The organism is Lacrimispora sphenoides JCM 1415 (assembly GCF_900105615.1).
In the GTDB taxonomy this organism is placed as follows: Bacteria; Bacillota; Clostridia; order Lachnospirales; family Lachnospiraceae; genus Lacrimispora; species Lacrimispora sphenoides.
In genome coordinates this window covers 1,331,273-1,347,985 of the sequence record NZ_LT630003.1, presented here as the reverse complement: position 1 = coordinate 1,347,985, position 16,713 = coordinate 1,331,273, and the positions used below count along the sequence as shown (strand labels likewise).

Here is a 16,713-nt window from a genome sequence, read left to right as displayed (position 1 = left end):
CAATAGTTTTGATTTCTTTTATACTATAGCAAAAACAGCAGACAAGTGATATCCCTCTGTCTGCTGTCTTTCTTTCAATTCTTTCGATTTCCGGCTTCACTGGTTTTTTATTTTGCCAATACTTTAAAATCCTGCTGTTTTTCTTTCATATTCTGCTATTTTCCTCCGCTTTCTTTAACCAAGCCTGGCGATATTCCAAAGGAGACTGTCCCACGCTCTTTTTAAACTGGGTGCTGAAATAATTGGGATTAAAGATTCCAACCTCATCTGCAATCTCATTTATCTTTAAATCGCTGCTTTCCAGTAAGTATCTGGCATGCTCCATTCTCACCCGGTATACATATTCCAAAAAGCTAATCCCTTCCTCCTTTTTAAATACGTGGGAAAAATAACTGCCGCTCATGTTCACCATAGCCGCAATTTCTGCAACCTGCAGTTCTTCCTTCATATGACTTCGGACAAAACTCTTTGCTTCGGCAACCTCTTTTCTCAATATTCTGCCGCTGTTTGATTCATACTCCTTTTTATACTGTTCCAGCAATTCCAGTACGGATTGCCTGATTTTTTCAAGATATGTATAATCATTGATGGATGCCTCCATGTTTATTCCGTTCTTATCCAGGAACAGATCTATATCGGCTCTGCTGCGGGCAAAGGAGGCTGCCAGGGTTCCATAGGCCTTTCTTAAAAGATAACGGATTTCCTCAGGCTCCCACCGGTTCTTTTCTTTCAGGAATTCAAATAAGTCCTCCAGAAACTTCCTCATCCCGAAAAAGTCGTGTTCCGCCGCCAGACGTTCTAAAACAGAGCTGTGAAACTCAGCCGGAAGAACCGCCTCTTCCTTAACGCTCCTCTCGTATGGATGAAGCTTTCCAGGTTCCGAAAAAAAGCGCATATTTAATGTACCCCGGTTCTGAGCAATGGCCTCCTTTAACCCTTTGATCCCCGTACATTCCCTGCTCAATGCTCCGCTTACCTCCAGACCGTAATACTGTCTGGCGCAGCTTAAAAAGATGCCGAACTCCTTCTCCATTGCTGTAAAAAAGGCCTTATGATCCTGATTTTCTTCCAGGTTTACTGCCACGGCAAAATCATATTCCCCATATTGGAACACTTCTGCACGGTGATGGCGGTTGAACAACTCACTAAGGATATTTTCCATGGTAAATATCAGGAGCTCTAAATCCATAAAATCCCCCTTTTTTCTCACCACCTTAAAATCATCGATGGTAATGGAGAGAATATGGAACGGATGGTCAAAATTTACGGAAAGAGGCAGTCTCATCAGTTCCTCTAAATATTTCTTCAAAAAGGTTTCAGAGTTTAAAATCCTTTTAAACAGTCCCTTCTTTATGACTTCCAGATTCCGTTCCGCCAGTGCAGTGGTTTCCTGGGCTGTATCGGTCCCTTTCCCTGAGGAGGTGGCTTCATCCATGATTTTCAGCAGTTCCTCCGGCTTCACCGTCAATTTAAAAACATAATCAAACGCCCCCATTTTCATGGCATTTCTTACATTGTCAAAATCATTATAGCTGCTTAAGACAACAAACTGGATGTGAGGATGTTTTTCCCTGCACTCAGAGATCAGCTCAAAGCCATCCACCGGGCTCATCTTTAAATCCGTAAGAACGATATCCGGCTGGTACTGTCTGATCTTTTGAAGTGCCTCTTCCCCATCCGATGCATCACAGACAATCTGGTATCCATAGTTTTCCCATTTGATCAATGACTGGATTCCCAGGCGCACCAAAACCTCATCATCTACAATCATCACCCTTTTCATCCCCTGATTTCTCCTCTCTGATTACCGGAAGTGTGAACAATACCACCGTCCCTCTTGTTTTAAGACTTTCTATGGTCAGCCCATACTCATTGCCGAAGGTAATTCGGATATACTCATCCACATTCTTGATTCCGATGCCTGTCAGCTTGCTTTCCTTTATCCGGCCTTCTCTGGAGGCCTCAAATTGCCTGATAACATTAGGGGAAATACCTACACCGTCATCCTCCACATATATGTTAAGGCTGTCCTCCTCTGCAGATCCGTAAATCCTGATCAGGATTTCTTCCCTTTCCTTGTCATATCCATGAATGATAGCATTTTCTACAATGGGCTGAAGGATAAATTTAGCTGTTTTCAAATTCATGATGTCTTCCTCAAGTTCCATTTCCAGCCTGCAGTGATTTCCGTAGCGGCAGTTTTGGATATAAAGATAATTCCTGATATTCTCCACCTCTTCCGCCACCGTTACCAGGCAGTTTTCCCTGCTCATGCTGTATTTTAATATATGGGCCAAAGCATCAATTCCATCTACGATATTATCCGCTCCTCTTATGATCGCCATCCAGCGGATAGTAGACAGGGTATTGAATAGAAAATGGGGATTTAACTGTGCCCGCAAAGACTCATACCGGTATTTTTCCTTTATCTCGTGCTCATTTTTAAGCTCTTCAAACAAATGGCGGATGTTAATGGACATTTGCCGGAAGGAGCGGTTTAACTGGCCGATCTCATCGGACCGATTCATATCGATATCTTTTAAATCCATATCCAGCGTGTAATTTTCCATCTGGCCGCTGAGTTTTACAATGGGCTTAACCAGCATCCTGATGGAAAGATACAGAATTAAGACAAGCGCGCATATGACGATCAGGATGATCAGATTCATCCTGCTCCCGATCATTTCCACCTGATTGGTCACTTCCTGATAATTGGTGAAATGAAAGACTTTCATCTGCTGATCGTTAAATACCCACGGCTTTGGTATGGTGTAATAACTTATAAGAAAGTTTCCTCCTGCAGACTGATACCGCAGGCTCCCGCTTTTTTTCTTCTCCGTCTCCCGGAACAGATTCCTTATATCCTCTTCATGAATGAGCCCCTGGGTGTCATTCTGCATTAGCACAGTTCCTTCTCCCACACAGACATAAGCCATGTCACCGGCATAGGCGTATTCCATCAAAAGGTCGCTGAATTTTTTCTGGTCAATGCTGATGATAAGCGTTCCTATGACATTACCCGTTGTATAATCATTGAGCAGGGATTTTGCCAGAGAAATGTAGGTCTGATCTTTCTGTTCACCAATAATATAGGCCGGATTAAACATAGCCCATACAATATGCCCATTGTTCTCCCTGCTCTTTTTCACCCAATCCTGATCCAGGAGAAACTGGTAATCCTGGTAATTCATGCTCCAGTTGGAGTATATCCTGCTGTAATCATCAAACAGAATGATCTTCATATCCTGAACGAAATCAAATCCGCTGGCAATGCTCAGCTTATGTATCATCTGGTCAAAGTACTTTGTGTTGTCATATTCAGACGTATTGGAATCTGTAATACGCCTTTGCAGTTCTTCGTCATATACAAAGACGTTGGTCAGAGCGGCTATGTTCTGTAAATTATCGCAGATATTCCGTTCTCCCCTTGAAATGTTCTGAATAACTTTTTCACTCAGCTTTTCCTGGATAAAATGTTCCATGCTGACTCGTACGTAAATACAGGTCCCTGCCAAAGGCATGACCACACATAGCAGTAACAATAGAAACATCCGAACAGATAATTTAGAAGGCTTTTTCATTCCTTTTCCTCTTTCCGGTATCATTTATATGAAGCTCCATATATCCGTCGCGATTGCATTTTGAAATATGGTAATTTTTATTATAGCAAATATTTTATTTCCTGCAAAGATGGGCATTTTTTTAAATATGAAAACGTTTCGTCACCCCCACTTGGTATTTTCGCTTTAAACCCGGTATGTTTTAATTGATTTTATTTCAGATTTATATAAAAAGCAATTCTGTCTACGACCTCCTTTGAATAGCCAGTAATTCGCAATTTGTTATTAACTCAAAAGGCTGTGTGCTAAATAATCAGCACACAGCCCCTGCCGGAATTCTATTCCGCTTTACTTTTTCGAAACATTTTTTAAAACTTGAACAGCCTGTTTTACTTTTTCCTCTGATGTCTGCCAAAGGGCATATTCATCTCTTTCAGGAAGCCCCATGCTGCTTCCTGCTTTTCGATATGTCATCATGCTGTCCACCTCAATTTTACCGGACATATGAAAAGAGGTGATTCCGGTAAGCGGAATTAATTTATCCATTACTTCAGCATTAATTCCTCCTGCTGCCAGGATTTCGATTCTTCCTGCACTTTTCTCATAAAGCTCTTTTAATAATTCTCTGCCATCCCATGCATTTCCACATTGACCGCCAGTCAAAATGGTTTTTATTCCTAAAGAAACTGCCTGTTCCATCGTTTCCATTGGGTTTATGCAGGCATCAAATGCTCTGTGCAGTGCAGTGTCCATGTTTCCGGCTAATCTTTTCAGTTCGGACATTCTTTCCCCGTCCAGTCTGCCATCCGGCTTTAAGATTCCCATTACCACACCGTCAGCTCCCAACTCACGATACATCTGTACTTCTTCTTTTAATTGTTCAAATTCATAAGCATTATAACAATAATCACCGTATCTGGGACGCAGAAGGACACGGACTTTTATATCCGTATATTTTTTTACCAGCTTAAACAGCGCCATTCCTGGAGTCACACCGCCGATTACCAAATTGCTGCAAAGCTCAATCCTGTCTGCTCCTGCGTGATCCGCATTTACCGCAGACTGCACACAATCTGTACATACTTCTAATACCGGATGTTTCATAATCACCTCATACTCTCAGAATTTTTATTATATCAAAAACTCGCTCGCCTCTTCAACCGCTGTTATCACTCTTTGTTTTTAAATATGCCAGATTCTATCTGCATATTTCTGTTCAAGAGTATTATTAAATTCTCTTCCTCCGTCAATATTAGCGCTCTTGTAAACCGGAGGCTCATATCCTTTTGCTATCATATCTTGTACCGCTTCATAAATCATTTGCTGCAAAAGAAGGCATGTGCTGAGTGAGGAGGTTCCGCAAACTTTGTAGTCCAACCCTTCAACTTCCAGGGCTGCATCCCCAAATGTGGAATGGTTATCCAAAACCACATCTGCGAACTCATATAAAAGCTTACCGGAAGAATGTCTGGAAGTTGAGCTTTTTGATACTTCCAGTGCAGTTACTACGATCAGCTTGTTGCCTTTTTTCTTTATGTAATCAGCCATTTCTATTGCGAATGGGTTTCTGCCGGAGTTAGAGATCAGAATGAAAATATCATTCTCTCCTATGTTCACCTGCCGCATTAAAAACGGAGCATTTCCTTCCACACTCTCATACATTCCTTCCGCCTTGTCACGGATAAGCTTGCTTGGTATCAAGCCTCCGGCTCTTCCGCATACTTCAATTGCACCTGCATAGGAATGCCCGCTTCCAAATGCCTGCAGGATTCCTCCGTTTCTGATAGAATCAGAAACTAATATGGCCGCCTCATGAATGTGCTCCTGTTCTGCTGCCTCCAGTTGTTCCATAATCTTTTTTGATTTGTTAAAAAACTCTAATCCCATAATATCTCTCCTAACTGTATCATTTAATTTATCCACCATTCCCTGACCGGAACATTTCTGCCCATTGCCGGAAACGATATGTTGTCTGTTTATCCCAAAAATCCAATTGCAGCAAATAGGATGGATGCTGCCATAACAATCAAGATTGCCTTCGTAGAGGTCATCTTTTTCTTACCAAGTAAAACATAGATCGCGGCTACAACCAGAACCGGAACAAGGCTTGGCATGATCTGGTCTAAAATGTCCTGTCCTGCCAAAGTGACATCACCAGATATAAACGTTGCTGTAACATTCGCATTTACTACAGTCGGAATCAAAGCACCGACCACGGTAATACCAAGCAGTGTTGCCGCACTTGTCAATGCATCCAGTTTATCTTTTGCAGAAACAATTAATTTTGTTCCCTCTCTGTATCCAATTCCAACTGTGATATAACGGAATGCCATGATTGCAATGTTAACCAATATCCAGATAACGACACCTGTCACATTCCCCTGCTGTCCCATATATGCGGCTATGGAACCGCAAATCGTCGGTATCAGGACTCCAAATATGGTATCACCGACGCCTGCAAAAGGCCCCATCAGACCTGTTTTAATGCCATTTGCCGTTTCAACCCCATCTGTGCTGCTGTTTTTTCCTTCTGCCTCTGTTGCAATATCAATGCCCAGTATAAATCCGCCCATATGGGGAGTCGTGTTAAAAAACTGCACATGATTTCTCATTGCTGCTTTTAATTCATCATCTTTTTTATATAATTTACGCAGAACCGGGAGAATGGAATATAGATAGCCTATTGCCATCATCTTTTCATAGTTCCATGTAATCTGTGATGCCAGAATCCATCGTTTGCTTACACTGTTTATATCCTGGCTTGTAATCTTTTCCTGATTAGTCTTCATATTCTCCATCTAACAATCCCTCCTGAACTGCACCCTGATTTACTACAACAACGTTCTGGTTTTTCGCCGCCTCCTGCTTAAATGCGATGATTGCTAATGCAACTCCCATGATTGCTACACCAACCATAGGTACTTTCAAGTACGCTGCTGCAATGAATCCAATGAGCAGATAAGCAATGTAATTTTTAACAGGAAGATATCTAAGCAGGATTGCAATGCCCACAGCAGGAAGCAGTCCTCCTGCAACTGACAGACCGCTCATTAACCATTCCGGCATATACTCTGTAATGGCATTTACAAGGTTCTGCCCGAAAATTAACATCAGGAAAACCGGAATCGCTCTGGAAAGCCCCCACGAAAAAGCGCCCAGCCATGTATTCCTTGTAATCCCCTTAAAGTCCAATCTTTCTATTGCTGCCTCGACTCTTTTGGAAAAGAACACATTGGAAAATCTTGCAAGGACATCAAGCTGTACCATCAAAAGTCCTACAGGCACCGCCAGTCCCATACCAAACTCCATTCCCTTTCCCGATGTGATTGCAAATACGGTCCCAATCATGGCACCAGTTACATAATCTGGTATGGATGCCCCTCCATATGTACCTACTCCAAGGATCATCAGCTGAAGAGTCGCCCCTACTGCCAGCCCTGTTCCTATGTCGCCCATAACAATACCGGTAATTGTTCCAATGATAACCGGCTGGTTTGCAAATATAGAGGTGGATAAGCCCTCACAAATAAAAAAGAAAGCTAATAATGTCAATACTAGAATCTGCCACACTTGAATTCCCATTCTCTATGCCTCCTTGTTTAAAAAAGATGTGAATTTCTTCTTATCGTCATTCGGTACCATCTGGGCATATACCTGCACGCCGGATTTCTCTATATCCAGAATGTCCTTAATTTCTTCCTTCGTGCAGTATACGGATTTCGTTATTTGCTTCCGTCCGTCTTTCACTCCCATGTTTCCAATGTTTACTTCCTTTACTTTGACCCCTGCATCAAGTAACTCACGGATTGTATCCGTCCTCCTTACTATGAGGAATACTCTCTGTCCTGCGTACGCACCTTTGTTCAGCCTCCTCGCTGCATTCGCTACTGACAGGACGCTTAGCCTGATCCCTGACGGAACTGCTGCCTGCAGAGCATTTTTGCCAATTTCATCAATCAGGATATTGTTGTCTACTATCATAATTCTTGTAACGCCAAGAGTACGCGTCCAGAAGGTTGCCACCTGGCCGTGAATCAGACGTTCATCCAGCCTGAAATTCACAATCCCGTTATTTTCCACCGGCTCAGCAGATACAACTGCTTTCGTAGTCTGTTTTGCGGCAGATACCCCTTCTCCGGTAATTATTTCCCTTGACTGTTCAATCGCATTCTCCAGCGTATCACCTACATTCAATGCAATCAGCATGCCCAGACATAGTCCTGATACCAGCGCAACAGATGGATACTCATGTCTTATGGCAATTGCTGCATTATAAGGCGTCCCCCCCTTTATGTCAGTAATAATCGCCTGACACTGTTCTGCTCCTTTTTCCTCAAGAATCTTTCTGTAAGCACTCTCAACCGATTCTTTCGTCATTTCTTCTGTAAAAGTCACTACTGAAAACTGGGGTGCTGCTCCAGTAATCATTTCGCAGCTCTTTTTACAGGCCTCGGCATATTCGCCATGCGAAGCAATAATAAAATACATATCCCTTCCTCCTAACGTTTTCACTATCTTTTTATTGGCAATGTCACCCTCCCCATAATTCTACGGCTATTGATAGCCCTCGTACATCTCTAACTCCTTTCATGACTAAATTTAACAACTTATGATGCATAACAACTTGCAACTCATTATAAATAAAATCATTTCAAAAATCTTTGAATTTCGCTTTTTGGAAACTTTTTTAGCAACTTCACCTTAATAATTCAAACAAAATTTAGTTATTTCTAACAAAAAAACAGACTCTTCATGAAAGTCTGTCTTTTATCGGTTCATCTATTTTTCTCTTTTCTCTTTCCTGACTTTTCTGTAGCTGTCCACAATCAGATTCACGACGATACGTTCAACAATCAGATGATTCTGCACATCCGTGGTTAAGTGATATAAGACCGGGTACGTGATACAGGGGTCATATGCAGCCTCTTTGTTCGAAGTAATAAGTGCTATCCGGCCCTTGGTTTTTTTGATAAATAATTTGGATGAATTCAAAGCTTTCAGCCCATCCCGATAGATGTACTGTCCCGAATTAGAAAATATAATAATCAGAGTATCCTCATCCGCCTGATTAATAAATTGTTCCTGCTTTGTATCAAAGAGATTTGTTTTTATATATTTCCTCTCCTCGGCAAACATATACATAAAATCCATAGCAACCGTTTCCGAATAAACGGCTCCGAATGCAGCAACTTTATCATAATCATAAATTGCTTCTGCCAGTTTTTGAATCTGCTCCATACTAATTCCGGACAGAAAATTCTTAATATCACCAGAAAGGATATTCAAATATCGTTCAATTCCTTGTGCTTCAATAAACTCGTTCATCGACAATTTTTGTTCGTTTCCGGTATATCTGCTTCTTTTCTTCTCATTCCTCACATTATCCCTAAACTCTTTGTAATCCTCAAAACCAAGGCGCTTTATGAATTTAGAAAGTGTTGACTTGGAAATGTGGCATTTTGCCGCGACCTGGTCAATCGGTATAAATTCAACCTCGTATATCATATCCAGCAGATTTTTCGCGATATGTGCATCCGTAGAACCAAACTCACAGTCATTCAGTAAATTTAACAAACGATAAGCTACAATATACATCCATCATCATCCCCAATGCAAGAAATGTCTATATTTCTTTTATAGTAAGTATATTGTATATTCCAAATTTGTCAACTTCTTTATCCTCGGCTTTCACCGAATATTCTTCCGTGTCCCGGGAAGCTCTTTATTGGTTTTTACTTCCGGTTCCTTATCTGTAAAATAAACATCTACCGTATATCCCGGCTTTAATATTTTCCCTCATCATCGGGCAGGACCCAAACCCTAAAAGTTATAATTATTCAGTGTCCCGCTTGATGGCAGCACTTTTTTGTTTATTCATGTAATATCTCTTTTTATATTTCACACCGGCAAATTTGCTGATCTTACGAATGATGTTATAATTTACAAAGCCACCCACCGCTCCTATCAATGGGATTCCCTGAATGAATTTTGCGACTAATAATGACTCTGATAGGATTCCAGCTGTGGTTTTTATAAGTTCTTCCAAGTCAATTTCCGGAATAATTTTATAATCGATGTCCTCGCCTAATTTTTCAAGTTTTTGATAGAATTCTTTCTGCTGCTCCTGTTTCGCCATTGCAGTACAGATCAAAAGCAGGACATAAGCTTTTTCTTCCTCTGTTTCATAATGATATCCATAACTTAAAGCAATTTCATAAACAGATTTCATGACCAAGGATAAAAAAAGCGGGATATCTGGCAAGCCGATTCCCAATGCACCCAAAACTCCTCCTTCCAGTACAGAAATGGAAGAATTAAACATCTGGGACTGCTTGGAATGCCGGTCCAGGCGTTTCAGATATTTTCTTTTGGTTACTTTGTCAATGGCATAATTATTTAAATCATATTCCAACTGTATCTTATCTTTATCATAAGTTTTCTCTATATAAATATACCCTTTTTCAAAAACCAACCGGAAGCCTTTATAGAATGCCGTCTCCAGGGCCGTTTTCAATTTGTTTGGAATATAACTTTGAATTTTATCAGCAACAGGCTCTATGGAAGCTTTTAATAATGGATTTTCCTTTTTGTTAAGCAATTTATTTTCTTCTTTTTTTATCTGCTTCACCTGCTTATCGAATTGCCGTCTCATATATGTCAGCCTCCCCTTTCCGTGAGTCCTTGGTTTAAGATTACTTGATCAATCATTGATCATACAAAAAGAGCTATGTTACCATTTTTTCGGTGGTTCATAGCTCTCTTATTGCCATATTTAAAACTTCCTGGTCCCTCCTACTTTCGCAAGATCTCCCTTAATCGTTTCAAAATCCATTCCGGCAGCCGCATCTATGGAGGCTACAACCGCTCCCTCCACTAATGGGCAATCTACCATTTCCACCTTTTTGTCGTCCAGCATTTCGATTACCATCTCAGTGGTCATGACGGCACTGCCCATGTCCATGAGCACCAACACTCCGTCGTCGGTATAAACAGATTCAATCGCAGCCTGGATTTTCTCAAAGCTGGTGCCAAAGCTTCCGTCTTCTAGCCCGCCTGCCGGGGCAATCTGCGCATTGGATGCCATGATTTTTGTCAGCTCCACAACACTTTTTGCCAGCGAATCACTGTGAGATACGATGACTAATCCAACCATCAATGATACACCTCCCTTCAGCCTGCTACTTTAGAAATCACTTCCAGCATAAAAGAATAAGACGTAGCCCCCGGGTCCTGATGCCCCAGGCCCCGTTCACCCACATAACTGGCCCGGCCTTTGGTGGCAATCAGATCCTTTGTATGCTCCACTCCTGACCATGCTGCCTTGACTCCTGCGTTAAGAACTTCCCCAACTGTTTTCCCTTCCTGGGCAGCCTGATCCATAGCCTGATAGGACGGCACCATAGCATCCAGCATGGTCGCCTCCTCCACCACTGCCTTACCACGCTGTTCTACTGCTTCGATGGCAATCTTTATGGCCGTCAGAAAATCGGTGATGTCTACATCTTCCTTTCCAGCCATGGCCTGTCCAGCCTTCATGAAAGCAGATCCGTATAACGGACCAGATGCCCCGCCGACAGTCGAAACAAGCGTCATACCTACTGTCTTTAATATAGTCCCGATATCCTTGCCTTCCAGACCGGTTAGCTTTTCATTTACCGCAGCAAAACCACGGGCCAGGTTAATACCGTGATCACTGTCTCCAATCGGCTGGTCCAGTTCCGTAAGATAATCCTTTTGTTCTTCCATTTTTAAACTGATTGCTTTCAAGATTTCTAATACCTTTTTACTGTCTGCCATGGCAACCACCTTTCTGATCCATATTTACATTGATAAAGTCCCCGCAATAAGCGGGGACTGAAAAAACACAAAAAATATCCCTTTATTTCCAAGCAGGCGTATCTGCGACCGCATCTAAAAGCTGCTTCATTTCATCATCCAGACGAAGAAGGGAGATTGAAAAGCCCTGCATCTCGATGGAGGTCATATATTCTCCGACAAAGGTTTTATGTATCCGTATACCTTTTTCTGCCAGAACATCAGAAACCCGATTGTTAATGATATAAAGCTCCATCAGCGGTGTTCCGCCGGCACCATTAATCATAACTGCTACTTCGCTGCCTGCATAATCGATATCTTCAAGAATCTGGCTCAGCAGCATATCAACGATCTCATCCGCTTTTTTAACCGGCTCTCTATGGGTTCCCGGCTCTCCGTGGATGCCGATTCCGATTTCCATCTCATCATCGGAAAGAGTAAATCCCGGTTTCCCTGCTGCCGGTACCGTACAAGGTTCAATCGCTGCTCCCATCGTTCTTACATTATCAATTACTTTTTGCGCAGTTGCCTGCACTTTATCAAGATCTGCACCAGTCTCGGCCATAGCACCGGCTATTTTATGCACAAAGACTGTCCCTGCCACTCCTCTGCGGCCGATCGTATAAAGACTGTCCTTTACTGCCACATCATCATTCGTGACAACATGCTTCACGGTGATGCCTTCCATCTCCGCCATCTCTGCGGCCATCTCAAAGTTCATGACATCACCGGTATAATTCTTAACGATCATAAGTACACCAGCATCCGTAGCAACCGCTTTAATGCCCTCATAGATCTGATCCGGAGTCGGGGAGGTAAAGACCGGACCCGCAACTGCGGCATCCAGCATTCCGGTTCCGACGAAACCGCCATGAGCCGGTTCATGCCCGCTTCCGCCGCCGCTGATCAAAGCTACCTTACCCTCTTTCTTCTCGGCCCGCACAACAACATTACCGCAATCCAGCTTTTTCAAATGCCCGGGATAAGCCTTCACCATCCCTAAAATCATCTGTTCTTCCACCAATACCGTATCGTTGATAAATTTTTTCATAAGAACCCCCTTGTCCATTCGTTATATTATGAATTTATTCATCTTCACCCAAACAATTCATATCATTTAAGCCGCAAGTTGTATCCTCTTCTTCATCCTCTAAGCAGTTCATATCATTGATACCGCAGGTTTTATCCTCTTCTTCTCCAAGACAATTCATGTCATTCAAGCCGCAGGTTGTATCTTCATCTTCGGTTAATCCGTTCATATTGTTGATATCCATTTTCTTAATCTTCATAGAAAGTCCTCCTTCGACTAATCATTCACAGCAACACAGAGCTTCAAAAAGGCCCATTGTCATCTACACTCTTTCGTCGCTACGATATCTACTCCTGTTCCTGCCACATCAGGAAGGATCACATCGCCGATCCGGACAGGCGCTTTCACCGTGATGCCTTTGAGTGCTTTTACACATTCAAAGATTTTATCTTTGGGTATATCCTCTCTGGTTTTTACCGATACCATGTCGGATTTACCGCCTTCCACCTTCACGGTGGATGTGACGATCCTTGTGGGATTGGTAACTTCCTTTCGGCCATATACCTCACCTCGCTTACAGGTATTTCCTGTAATGTTCACGATTTCCCCGCCTTCCAGTTCCACGGTCAGAGGACAGCCCATAGGACAGCTGATACAGATAAGTTCTCTTTTTTCCATGACCTATGCCTCCTCTATCCTTATTGTAATCCTGTCAACATCCGGATGCAACAGTAACTTTTCTTTTTCCAGCTTTATTTCTTCCATTTCTCCTGGTGCCATCACCATCCGCTTCCGATGCAATACCCTCTCGTTATTAAAGTATACACCGATATAACAGTTTTTATAAACATTTCCAACCCGGAACCGGACAATTTGAGCTGCCTCCATACGTTCTGGGTCAATCGTGCTTGGAACCGTATAACGGACCCCATCAGTACCCTCAAGACTGATTTCCCGGCCGCCCGTTTTCTGCGTCCCGTTTTTCACATATGCTGAAGCATTCTTTCCGGCTGCAGCAGCTTCTTCCGAAACGAAATCCACCAGATCATGCACATGAAGCACGTTTCCGCAGGCAAAGACTCCTTCCACATTTGTTTCCAGACTTTCATTTACAATCGGGCCTGATGTGACCGGATTCAAAACCACTCCCATGGCACCGGAGAGTTCATTTTCCGGTATCAGTCCGACCGATAAAAGCAAGGTGTCACAGGAATATTCCTCTTCTGTTCCGGCAATTGGTTTCCCCCTGTCATCCACTGCCGCCAGAGTAATTCCCTCCAGCCGCTCCCTGCCTCTGATCTCGACTACCGTGTGGCTCAATTTAAGCGGAATTCCATAATCATCCAGGCACTGGACAATATTCCTTTTAAGCCCTCCGGAATATGGCATGATTTCAGCCACCACCTTAACCCTGGCTCCTTCCAGAGTCAGTCGTCTGGCCATAATCAATCCGATATCACCGGATCCAAGAATCACTACCTCTCGCCCGGGCATGTAGCCTTCCATATTAACAAGACGCTGTGCTGTACCGGCTGAAAAAATACCGGCCGGCCGGTATCCAGGTATATTGAGCGCCCCCCTGGAGCGTTCTCTGCATCCCATGGCCAGGATGATCGCCTTGGCCTGGATATCAAACAGTCCCTCCTCCCTGTTCATTGCCGTAACCACCTTGTCAGAGCTGATTTCCATAACCATTGTATTTAGAACATATTCAATCTTATGTTTTTCTACTTGTTCCGTGAAACGAGCCGCATATTCCGGTCCTGTCAATTCTTCCTTAAATGTATGCAGTCCAAAACCGTTATGAATGCACTGATTTAATATCCCCCCGAGCTCCTTATCCCTTTCCAGGATCAATATGCTTTCAGAGCCGTTATCCCGGGCCGCAATCGCCGCAGCAAGGCCAGCAGGTCCGCCGCCAATTATCACAATATCATATTCTTTCATCCGTAGCGCGCCCCCTTTTTATATTCTGTCCTTGTTATATCCGACTAACAGCTGTGAATTCCCGCCGGATTTCGTTATTTCAGTCATGGGAATACCCAGTTCCCGGTGAAGAATCTCCATTGTTTTAGGCATGCAAAAACCTGCCTGACAGCGTCCTGCTCCTGCCCTGGTCCGGCGTTTGATACCATCTAAGGTTCGGGCACCCAAGGGCCGGTGAATGGCGTCTAAAAGCTCCCCTTCCGTTACCATTTCGCAGCGGCAGATAATATTTCCATATGCCGGTTCTTTCTCAATCAGAGCAGCTTTCTCCTCTTTTGACAAAGTATCTAAATCAATGTTTCCTTTGCGGGTTCCATTAAAATCAGGATTTACGCTTAAATCCAGCTTTTCCCGTAAAATTTCTGCTGCCATTTTGCCGATTGCCGGACTGCTGGTAAGACCAGGTGATTCAATACCTGCACAGTCCACAAATCCCGGTGCATCATCAAGCTCCCGGATAATAAATTCATGATGGTCTTCATGGGCCCTTAAGCCCGCAAAAGAGGTGATCACTTGTCTAAACGGCAGATTCTTCACGTTCAGACAAGCCTTTGAAAGTTCATCAAGGCCCTCTCTGGTGGTCGCTGTGCCTTCCTTATTCTCTATATCAACAGCGGTTGGGCCGATGATAAGATTTCCATGAACCGTAGGAGTTACCAGTACCCCCTTGCCATATTTACTCGGCAGTGCAAAAATTGTCCGTTTTACATGCTTTCCTGCGTTTTTGTCCAATAGAAAGTAATCGCCCCGCCGGGGAGTGATATGGATCTTTGATTCACTGACCATATTATGAAAGCGGTCTGCATAAACACCGGCCGCGTTCACCACATACCGGGTCTCATACACCCCCTTGCTTGTTTCCAGCTTCCAGCCACCTTCGATCTGCGTTATACTTTCTACCTCAGTATCAAATTTAAAGTCAATGCCATTGGTATAAGCATTTTCTGCCAATGCAATATTCAAATGAAAGGGACATACAATCCCCGCTGTCGGAGCAGATAAAACTGCAATCACCTCATCTGCCAGGTTTGGCTCCATTTCCCTGATTCTTTCCTGGTCTGTAATGATTTCCAGATCCTTTACGCCATTTTTAACGCCCCGGTCATAAAGGGTCTGCAGATTCGGCAGCGATGCTTCATCCAGGCATACAACCAAAGACCCGCACTGCTCAAAAGGAATATCAAGTTCCTTAGAAAGCTCTGGCATCATTTGATTTCCTTCTACATTCAGCCTGGCCATCAAGGATCCTTCTGCCGCATCATAGCCGGCATGGATGATGGCACTGTTGGCCTTGGTGGTTCCACAGCACACATCTTCTTCTTTTTCCAGAACGCAGGCATTCACCTTATATCGGGAAAGTTCGCGTGCGACGGCACTGCCAGATACACCCGCTCCAATAATAATTACGTCATACATACTTTTGTGTCCTCCCTTTCATATATTACCAGAAGCGGCACAAACAAGACGTGTTTCCACGCCTATTTGCGCCGCTCCATTCTCCCGCAATCCATATATGATATTATCGATCAGGATGGTTATATGATTATCTCAATATTATGCCCAGGGAATTGCCTGATACAGCAGTACCGCAGCAACCGCACCAATGACCGGGCCGACAATCACAACTGGTGCATATCCCCAGTTAGAATCGCCTTTGCCCTTAATCGGAAGAACACTGTGGGCAATACGCGGACCAAGGTCACGAGCCGGATTAATCGCATATCCAGTCAGTCCGCCAAGGGACATACCAACAGAAACGATAATACCAAATACCAGGAGCTTATCCAGACCGGTAGCAATGCCGCTGACCTGTGAAATACCCTTGATACTAAATACTAATACGAATGTACCGATTGCTTCACTTAAAATATTGCGTCCCATATTGGGAATAGAAGGTCCTGTTGAAAATACACCCAGTTTGGTAGCAGCAGATTCCGTTGCATCAAATTGATCCTTGAACAGAAGATAAACAAGAACCGCACCGCAAAATGCACCGGCAAACTGAGCCACTATGTAACCGGGAACCAGACCCCAGGCCATGCTTCCATCCACAGCTAAGGCAATTGTTAATGCAGGATTAAAATGAGCACCGGAAGCTGCACCGAAGATAAAGGCCGGAATTAAAACAGCAAGACCCCATGCAAAGGTAATTTGGATTGAACCAGCACCTTTCATACCAGACTTGTTTAATGTTACGTTTGCTACAACGCCATCGCCTAAAAGAATCAGAATCATGGTTCCGATAAATTCTGCTATATATGGCAACATAATGTATCCCCCTTGTTCATTTTTGAACATCTGTCAATAGTTACAAAAATAGTA

General features: G+C 43.3%; 17 protein-coding genes. All 17 read right to left on the bottom strand.

The genetic code is table 11. From position 1 onward, the window contains the following. Window positions 1-145: 145 nt before the first annotated feature. On the bottom strand, window positions 146-1,783 hold the full coding sequence (locus BMX69_RS05965; RefSeq protein ID WP_100041837.1) for a response regulator transcription factor: 1,638 nt from the start codon (window positions 1,781-1,783) through the stop codon (window positions 146-148). Then, on the bottom strand, window positions 1,758-3,605 hold the full coding sequence (locus BMX69_RS05960) for a cache domain-containing sensor histidine kinase (RefSeq protein WP_242941371.1): 1,848 nt from the start codon (window positions 3,603-3,605) through the stop codon (window positions 1,758-1,760). The genes BMX69_RS05965 and BMX69_RS05960 overlap by 26 nt, the downstream gene beginning before the upstream one ends. A gap of 303 nt (window positions 3,606-3,908) precedes the next feature. Next, window positions 3,909-4,664, bottom strand: coding sequence for a copper homeostasis protein CutC (locus tag BMX69_RS05955; protein ID WP_100041836.1), 756 nt, complete (start codon window positions 4,662-4,664; stop codon window positions 3,909-3,911). A 78-nt stretch (window positions 4,665-4,742) separates the two neighbouring features. Further along, window positions 4,743-5,447 carry an SIS domain-containing protein gene (locus BMX69_RS05950; RefSeq protein WP_100041835.1) on the bottom strand — a complete coding sequence of 235 codons (705 nt, stop codon included), beginning with the start codon at window positions 5,445-5,447 and terminating at the stop codon, window positions 4,743-4,745. A gap of 89 nt (window positions 5,448-5,536) precedes the next feature. After that, complete coding sequence (locus BMX69_RS05945; protein ID WP_100041834.1) at window positions 5,537-6,358, bottom strand: PTS system mannose/fructose/sorbose family transporter subunit IID; 822 nt, start codon at window positions 6,356-6,358, stop codon at window positions 5,537-5,539. Beyond that, window positions 6,339-7,142 (bottom strand): PTS mannose/fructose/sorbose/N-acetylgalactosamine transporter subunit IIC, encoded by an 804-nt coding sequence (locus tag BMX69_RS05940; protein ID WP_025232742.1) that lies wholly within the window; start codon window positions 7,140-7,142, stop codon window positions 6,339-6,341. The genes BMX69_RS05945 and BMX69_RS05940 overlap by 20 nt, the downstream gene beginning before the upstream one ends. Window positions 7,143-7,145: 3 nt before the next feature. Further along, window positions 7,146-8,048 carry a PTS sugar transporter subunit IIAB gene (locus BMX69_RS05935; protein ID WP_100041833.1) on the bottom strand — a complete coding sequence of 301 codons (903 nt, stop codon included), beginning with the start codon at window positions 8,046-8,048 and terminating at the stop codon, window positions 7,146-7,148. Between the two features lie 291 nt (window positions 8,049-8,339). Next, window positions 8,340-9,155: a MurR/RpiR family transcriptional regulator gene (locus BMX69_RS05930; protein ID WP_100041832.1), complete on the bottom strand. Its 816-nt coding sequence runs from the start codon at window positions 9,153-9,155 to the stop codon at window positions 8,340-8,342. A 238-nt stretch (window positions 9,156-9,393) separates the two neighbouring features. Next, window positions 9,394-10,212 carry an EcsC family protein gene (locus tag BMX69_RS05925; RefSeq protein ID WP_100041831.1) on the bottom strand — a complete coding sequence of 273 codons (819 nt, stop codon included), beginning with the start codon at window positions 10,210-10,212 and terminating at the stop codon, window positions 9,394-9,396. A 120-nt stretch (window positions 10,213-10,332) separates the two neighbouring features. Next, window positions 10,333-10,713, bottom strand: a complete 381-nt coding sequence (gene dhaM / locus BMX69_RS05920) for a dihydroxyacetone kinase phosphoryl donor subunit DhaM (protein WP_100041830.1) — start codon at window positions 10,711-10,713, stop codon at window positions 10,333-10,335. Window positions 10,714-10,730: 17 nt separating this feature from the next. After that, complete coding sequence (dhaL, locus tag BMX69_RS05915; protein WP_100041829.1) at window positions 10,731-11,357, bottom strand: dihydroxyacetone kinase subunit DhaL; 627 nt, start codon at window positions 11,355-11,357, stop codon at window positions 10,731-10,733. A gap of 82 nt (window positions 11,358-11,439) precedes the next feature. Further along, window positions 11,440-12,426 (bottom strand): dihydroxyacetone kinase subunit DhaK, encoded by a 987-nt coding sequence (dhaK, locus tag BMX69_RS05910; protein ID WP_100041828.1) that lies wholly within the window; start codon window positions 12,424-12,426, stop codon window positions 11,440-11,442. Window positions 12,427-12,460: 34 nt separating this feature from the next. After that, window positions 12,461-12,664: a hypothetical protein gene (locus tag BMX69_RS05905; RefSeq protein WP_054790553.1), complete on the bottom strand. Its 204-nt coding sequence runs from the start codon at window positions 12,662-12,664 to the stop codon at window positions 12,461-12,463. Between the two features lie 59 nt (window positions 12,665-12,723). Further along, entirely contained in the window at window positions 12,724-13,083 is a 360-nt protein-coding gene (locus BMX69_RS05900; RefSeq protein WP_100041827.1) for a DUF1667 domain-containing protein, read from the bottom strand. A 3-nt stretch (window positions 13,084-13,086) separates the two neighbouring features. After that, window positions 13,087-14,352, bottom strand: coding sequence for an NAD(P)/FAD-dependent oxidoreductase (locus BMX69_RS05895; protein ID WP_100041826.1), 1,266 nt, complete (start codon window positions 14,350-14,352; stop codon window positions 13,087-13,089). An 18-nt stretch (window positions 14,353-14,370) separates the two neighbouring features. Continuing rightward, window positions 14,371-15,807: an NAD(P)/FAD-dependent oxidoreductase gene (locus BMX69_RS05890; RefSeq protein ID WP_054790551.1), complete on the bottom strand. Its 1,437-nt coding sequence runs from the start codon at window positions 15,805-15,807 to the stop codon at window positions 14,371-14,373. Window positions 15,808-15,945: 138 nt separating this feature from the next. Next, the gene (locus BMX69_RS05885) at window positions 15,946-16,659 is read right to left on the bottom strand and encodes an MIP/aquaporin family protein (protein ID WP_100041825.1); all 714 of its coding nucleotides are present in this window, start codon (window positions 16,657-16,659) and stop codon (window positions 15,946-15,948) included. Between the last annotated feature and the right edge of the window lie 54 nt (window positions 16,660-16,713).

Excerpts from the sequence above, each read along its gene's own strand:
- dhaM (WP_100041830.1), bottom strand. The coding sequence starts at position 10,713 with ATGGTTGGATTAGTCATCGTATCTCACAGTGATTCGCTGGCAAAAAGT.
- BMX69_RS05945 (WP_100041834.1), bottom strand. The coding sequence starts at position 6,358 with ATGGAGAATATGAAGACTAATCAGGAAAAGATTACAAGCCAGGATATA.
- dhaK (WP_100041828.1), bottom strand. The coding sequence starts at position 12,426 with ATGAAAAAATTTATCAACGATACGGTATTGGTGGAAGAACAGATGATT.
- BMX69_RS05930 (WP_100041832.1), bottom strand. The coding sequence starts at position 9,155 with ATGTATATTGTAGCTTATCGTTTGTTAAATTTACTGAATGACTGTGAG.
- BMX69_RS05955 (WP_100041836.1), bottom strand. The coding sequence starts at position 4,664 with ATGAAACATCCGGTATTAGAAGTATGTACAGATTGTGTGCAGTCTGCG.
- BMX69_RS05950 (WP_100041835.1), bottom strand. The coding sequence starts at position 5,447 with ATGGGATTAGAGTTTTTTAACAAATCAAAAAAGATTATGGAACAACTG.
- BMX69_RS05960 (WP_242941371.1), bottom strand. The coding sequence starts at position 3,605 with ATGATACCGGAAAGAGGAAAAGGAATGAAAAAGCCTTCTAAATTATCT.
- BMX69_RS05890 (WP_054790551.1), bottom strand. The coding sequence starts at position 15,807 with ATGTATGACGTAATTATTATTGGAGCGGGTGTATCTGGCAGTGCCGTC.
- BMX69_RS05895 (WP_100041826.1), bottom strand. The coding sequence starts at position 14,352 with ATGAAAGAATATGATATTGTGATAATTGGCGGCGGACCTGCTGGCCTT.
- BMX69_RS05965 (WP_100041837.1), bottom strand. The coding sequence starts at position 1,783 with ATGAAAAGGGTGATGATTGTAGATGATGAGGTTTTGGTGCGCCTGGGA.
- BMX69_RS05935 (WP_100041833.1), bottom strand. The coding sequence starts at position 8,048 with ATGTATTTTATTATTGCTTCGCATGGCGAATATGCCGAGGCCTGTAAA.
- BMX69_RS05925 (WP_100041831.1), bottom strand. The coding sequence starts at position 10,212 with ATGAGACGGCAATTCGATAAGCAGGTGAAGCAGATAAAAAAAGAAGAA.
- BMX69_RS05885 (WP_100041825.1), bottom strand. The coding sequence starts at position 16,659 with ATGTTGCCATATATAGCAGAATTTATCGGAACCATGATTCTGATTCTT.
- BMX69_RS05905 (WP_054790553.1), bottom strand. The coding sequence starts at position 12,664 with ATGAAGATTAAGAAAATGGATATCAACAATATGAACGGATTAACCGAA.
- BMX69_RS05900 (WP_100041827.1), bottom strand. The coding sequence starts at position 13,083 with ATGGAAAAAAGAGAACTTATCTGTATCAGCTGTCCTATGGGCTGTCCT.
- BMX69_RS05940 (WP_025232742.1), bottom strand. The coding sequence starts at position 7,142 with ATGGGAATTCAAGTGTGGCAGATTCTAGTATTGACATTATTAGCTTTC.
- dhaL (WP_100041829.1), bottom strand. The coding sequence starts at position 11,357 with ATGGCAGACAGTAAAAAGGTATTAGAAATCTTGAAAGCAATCAGTTTA.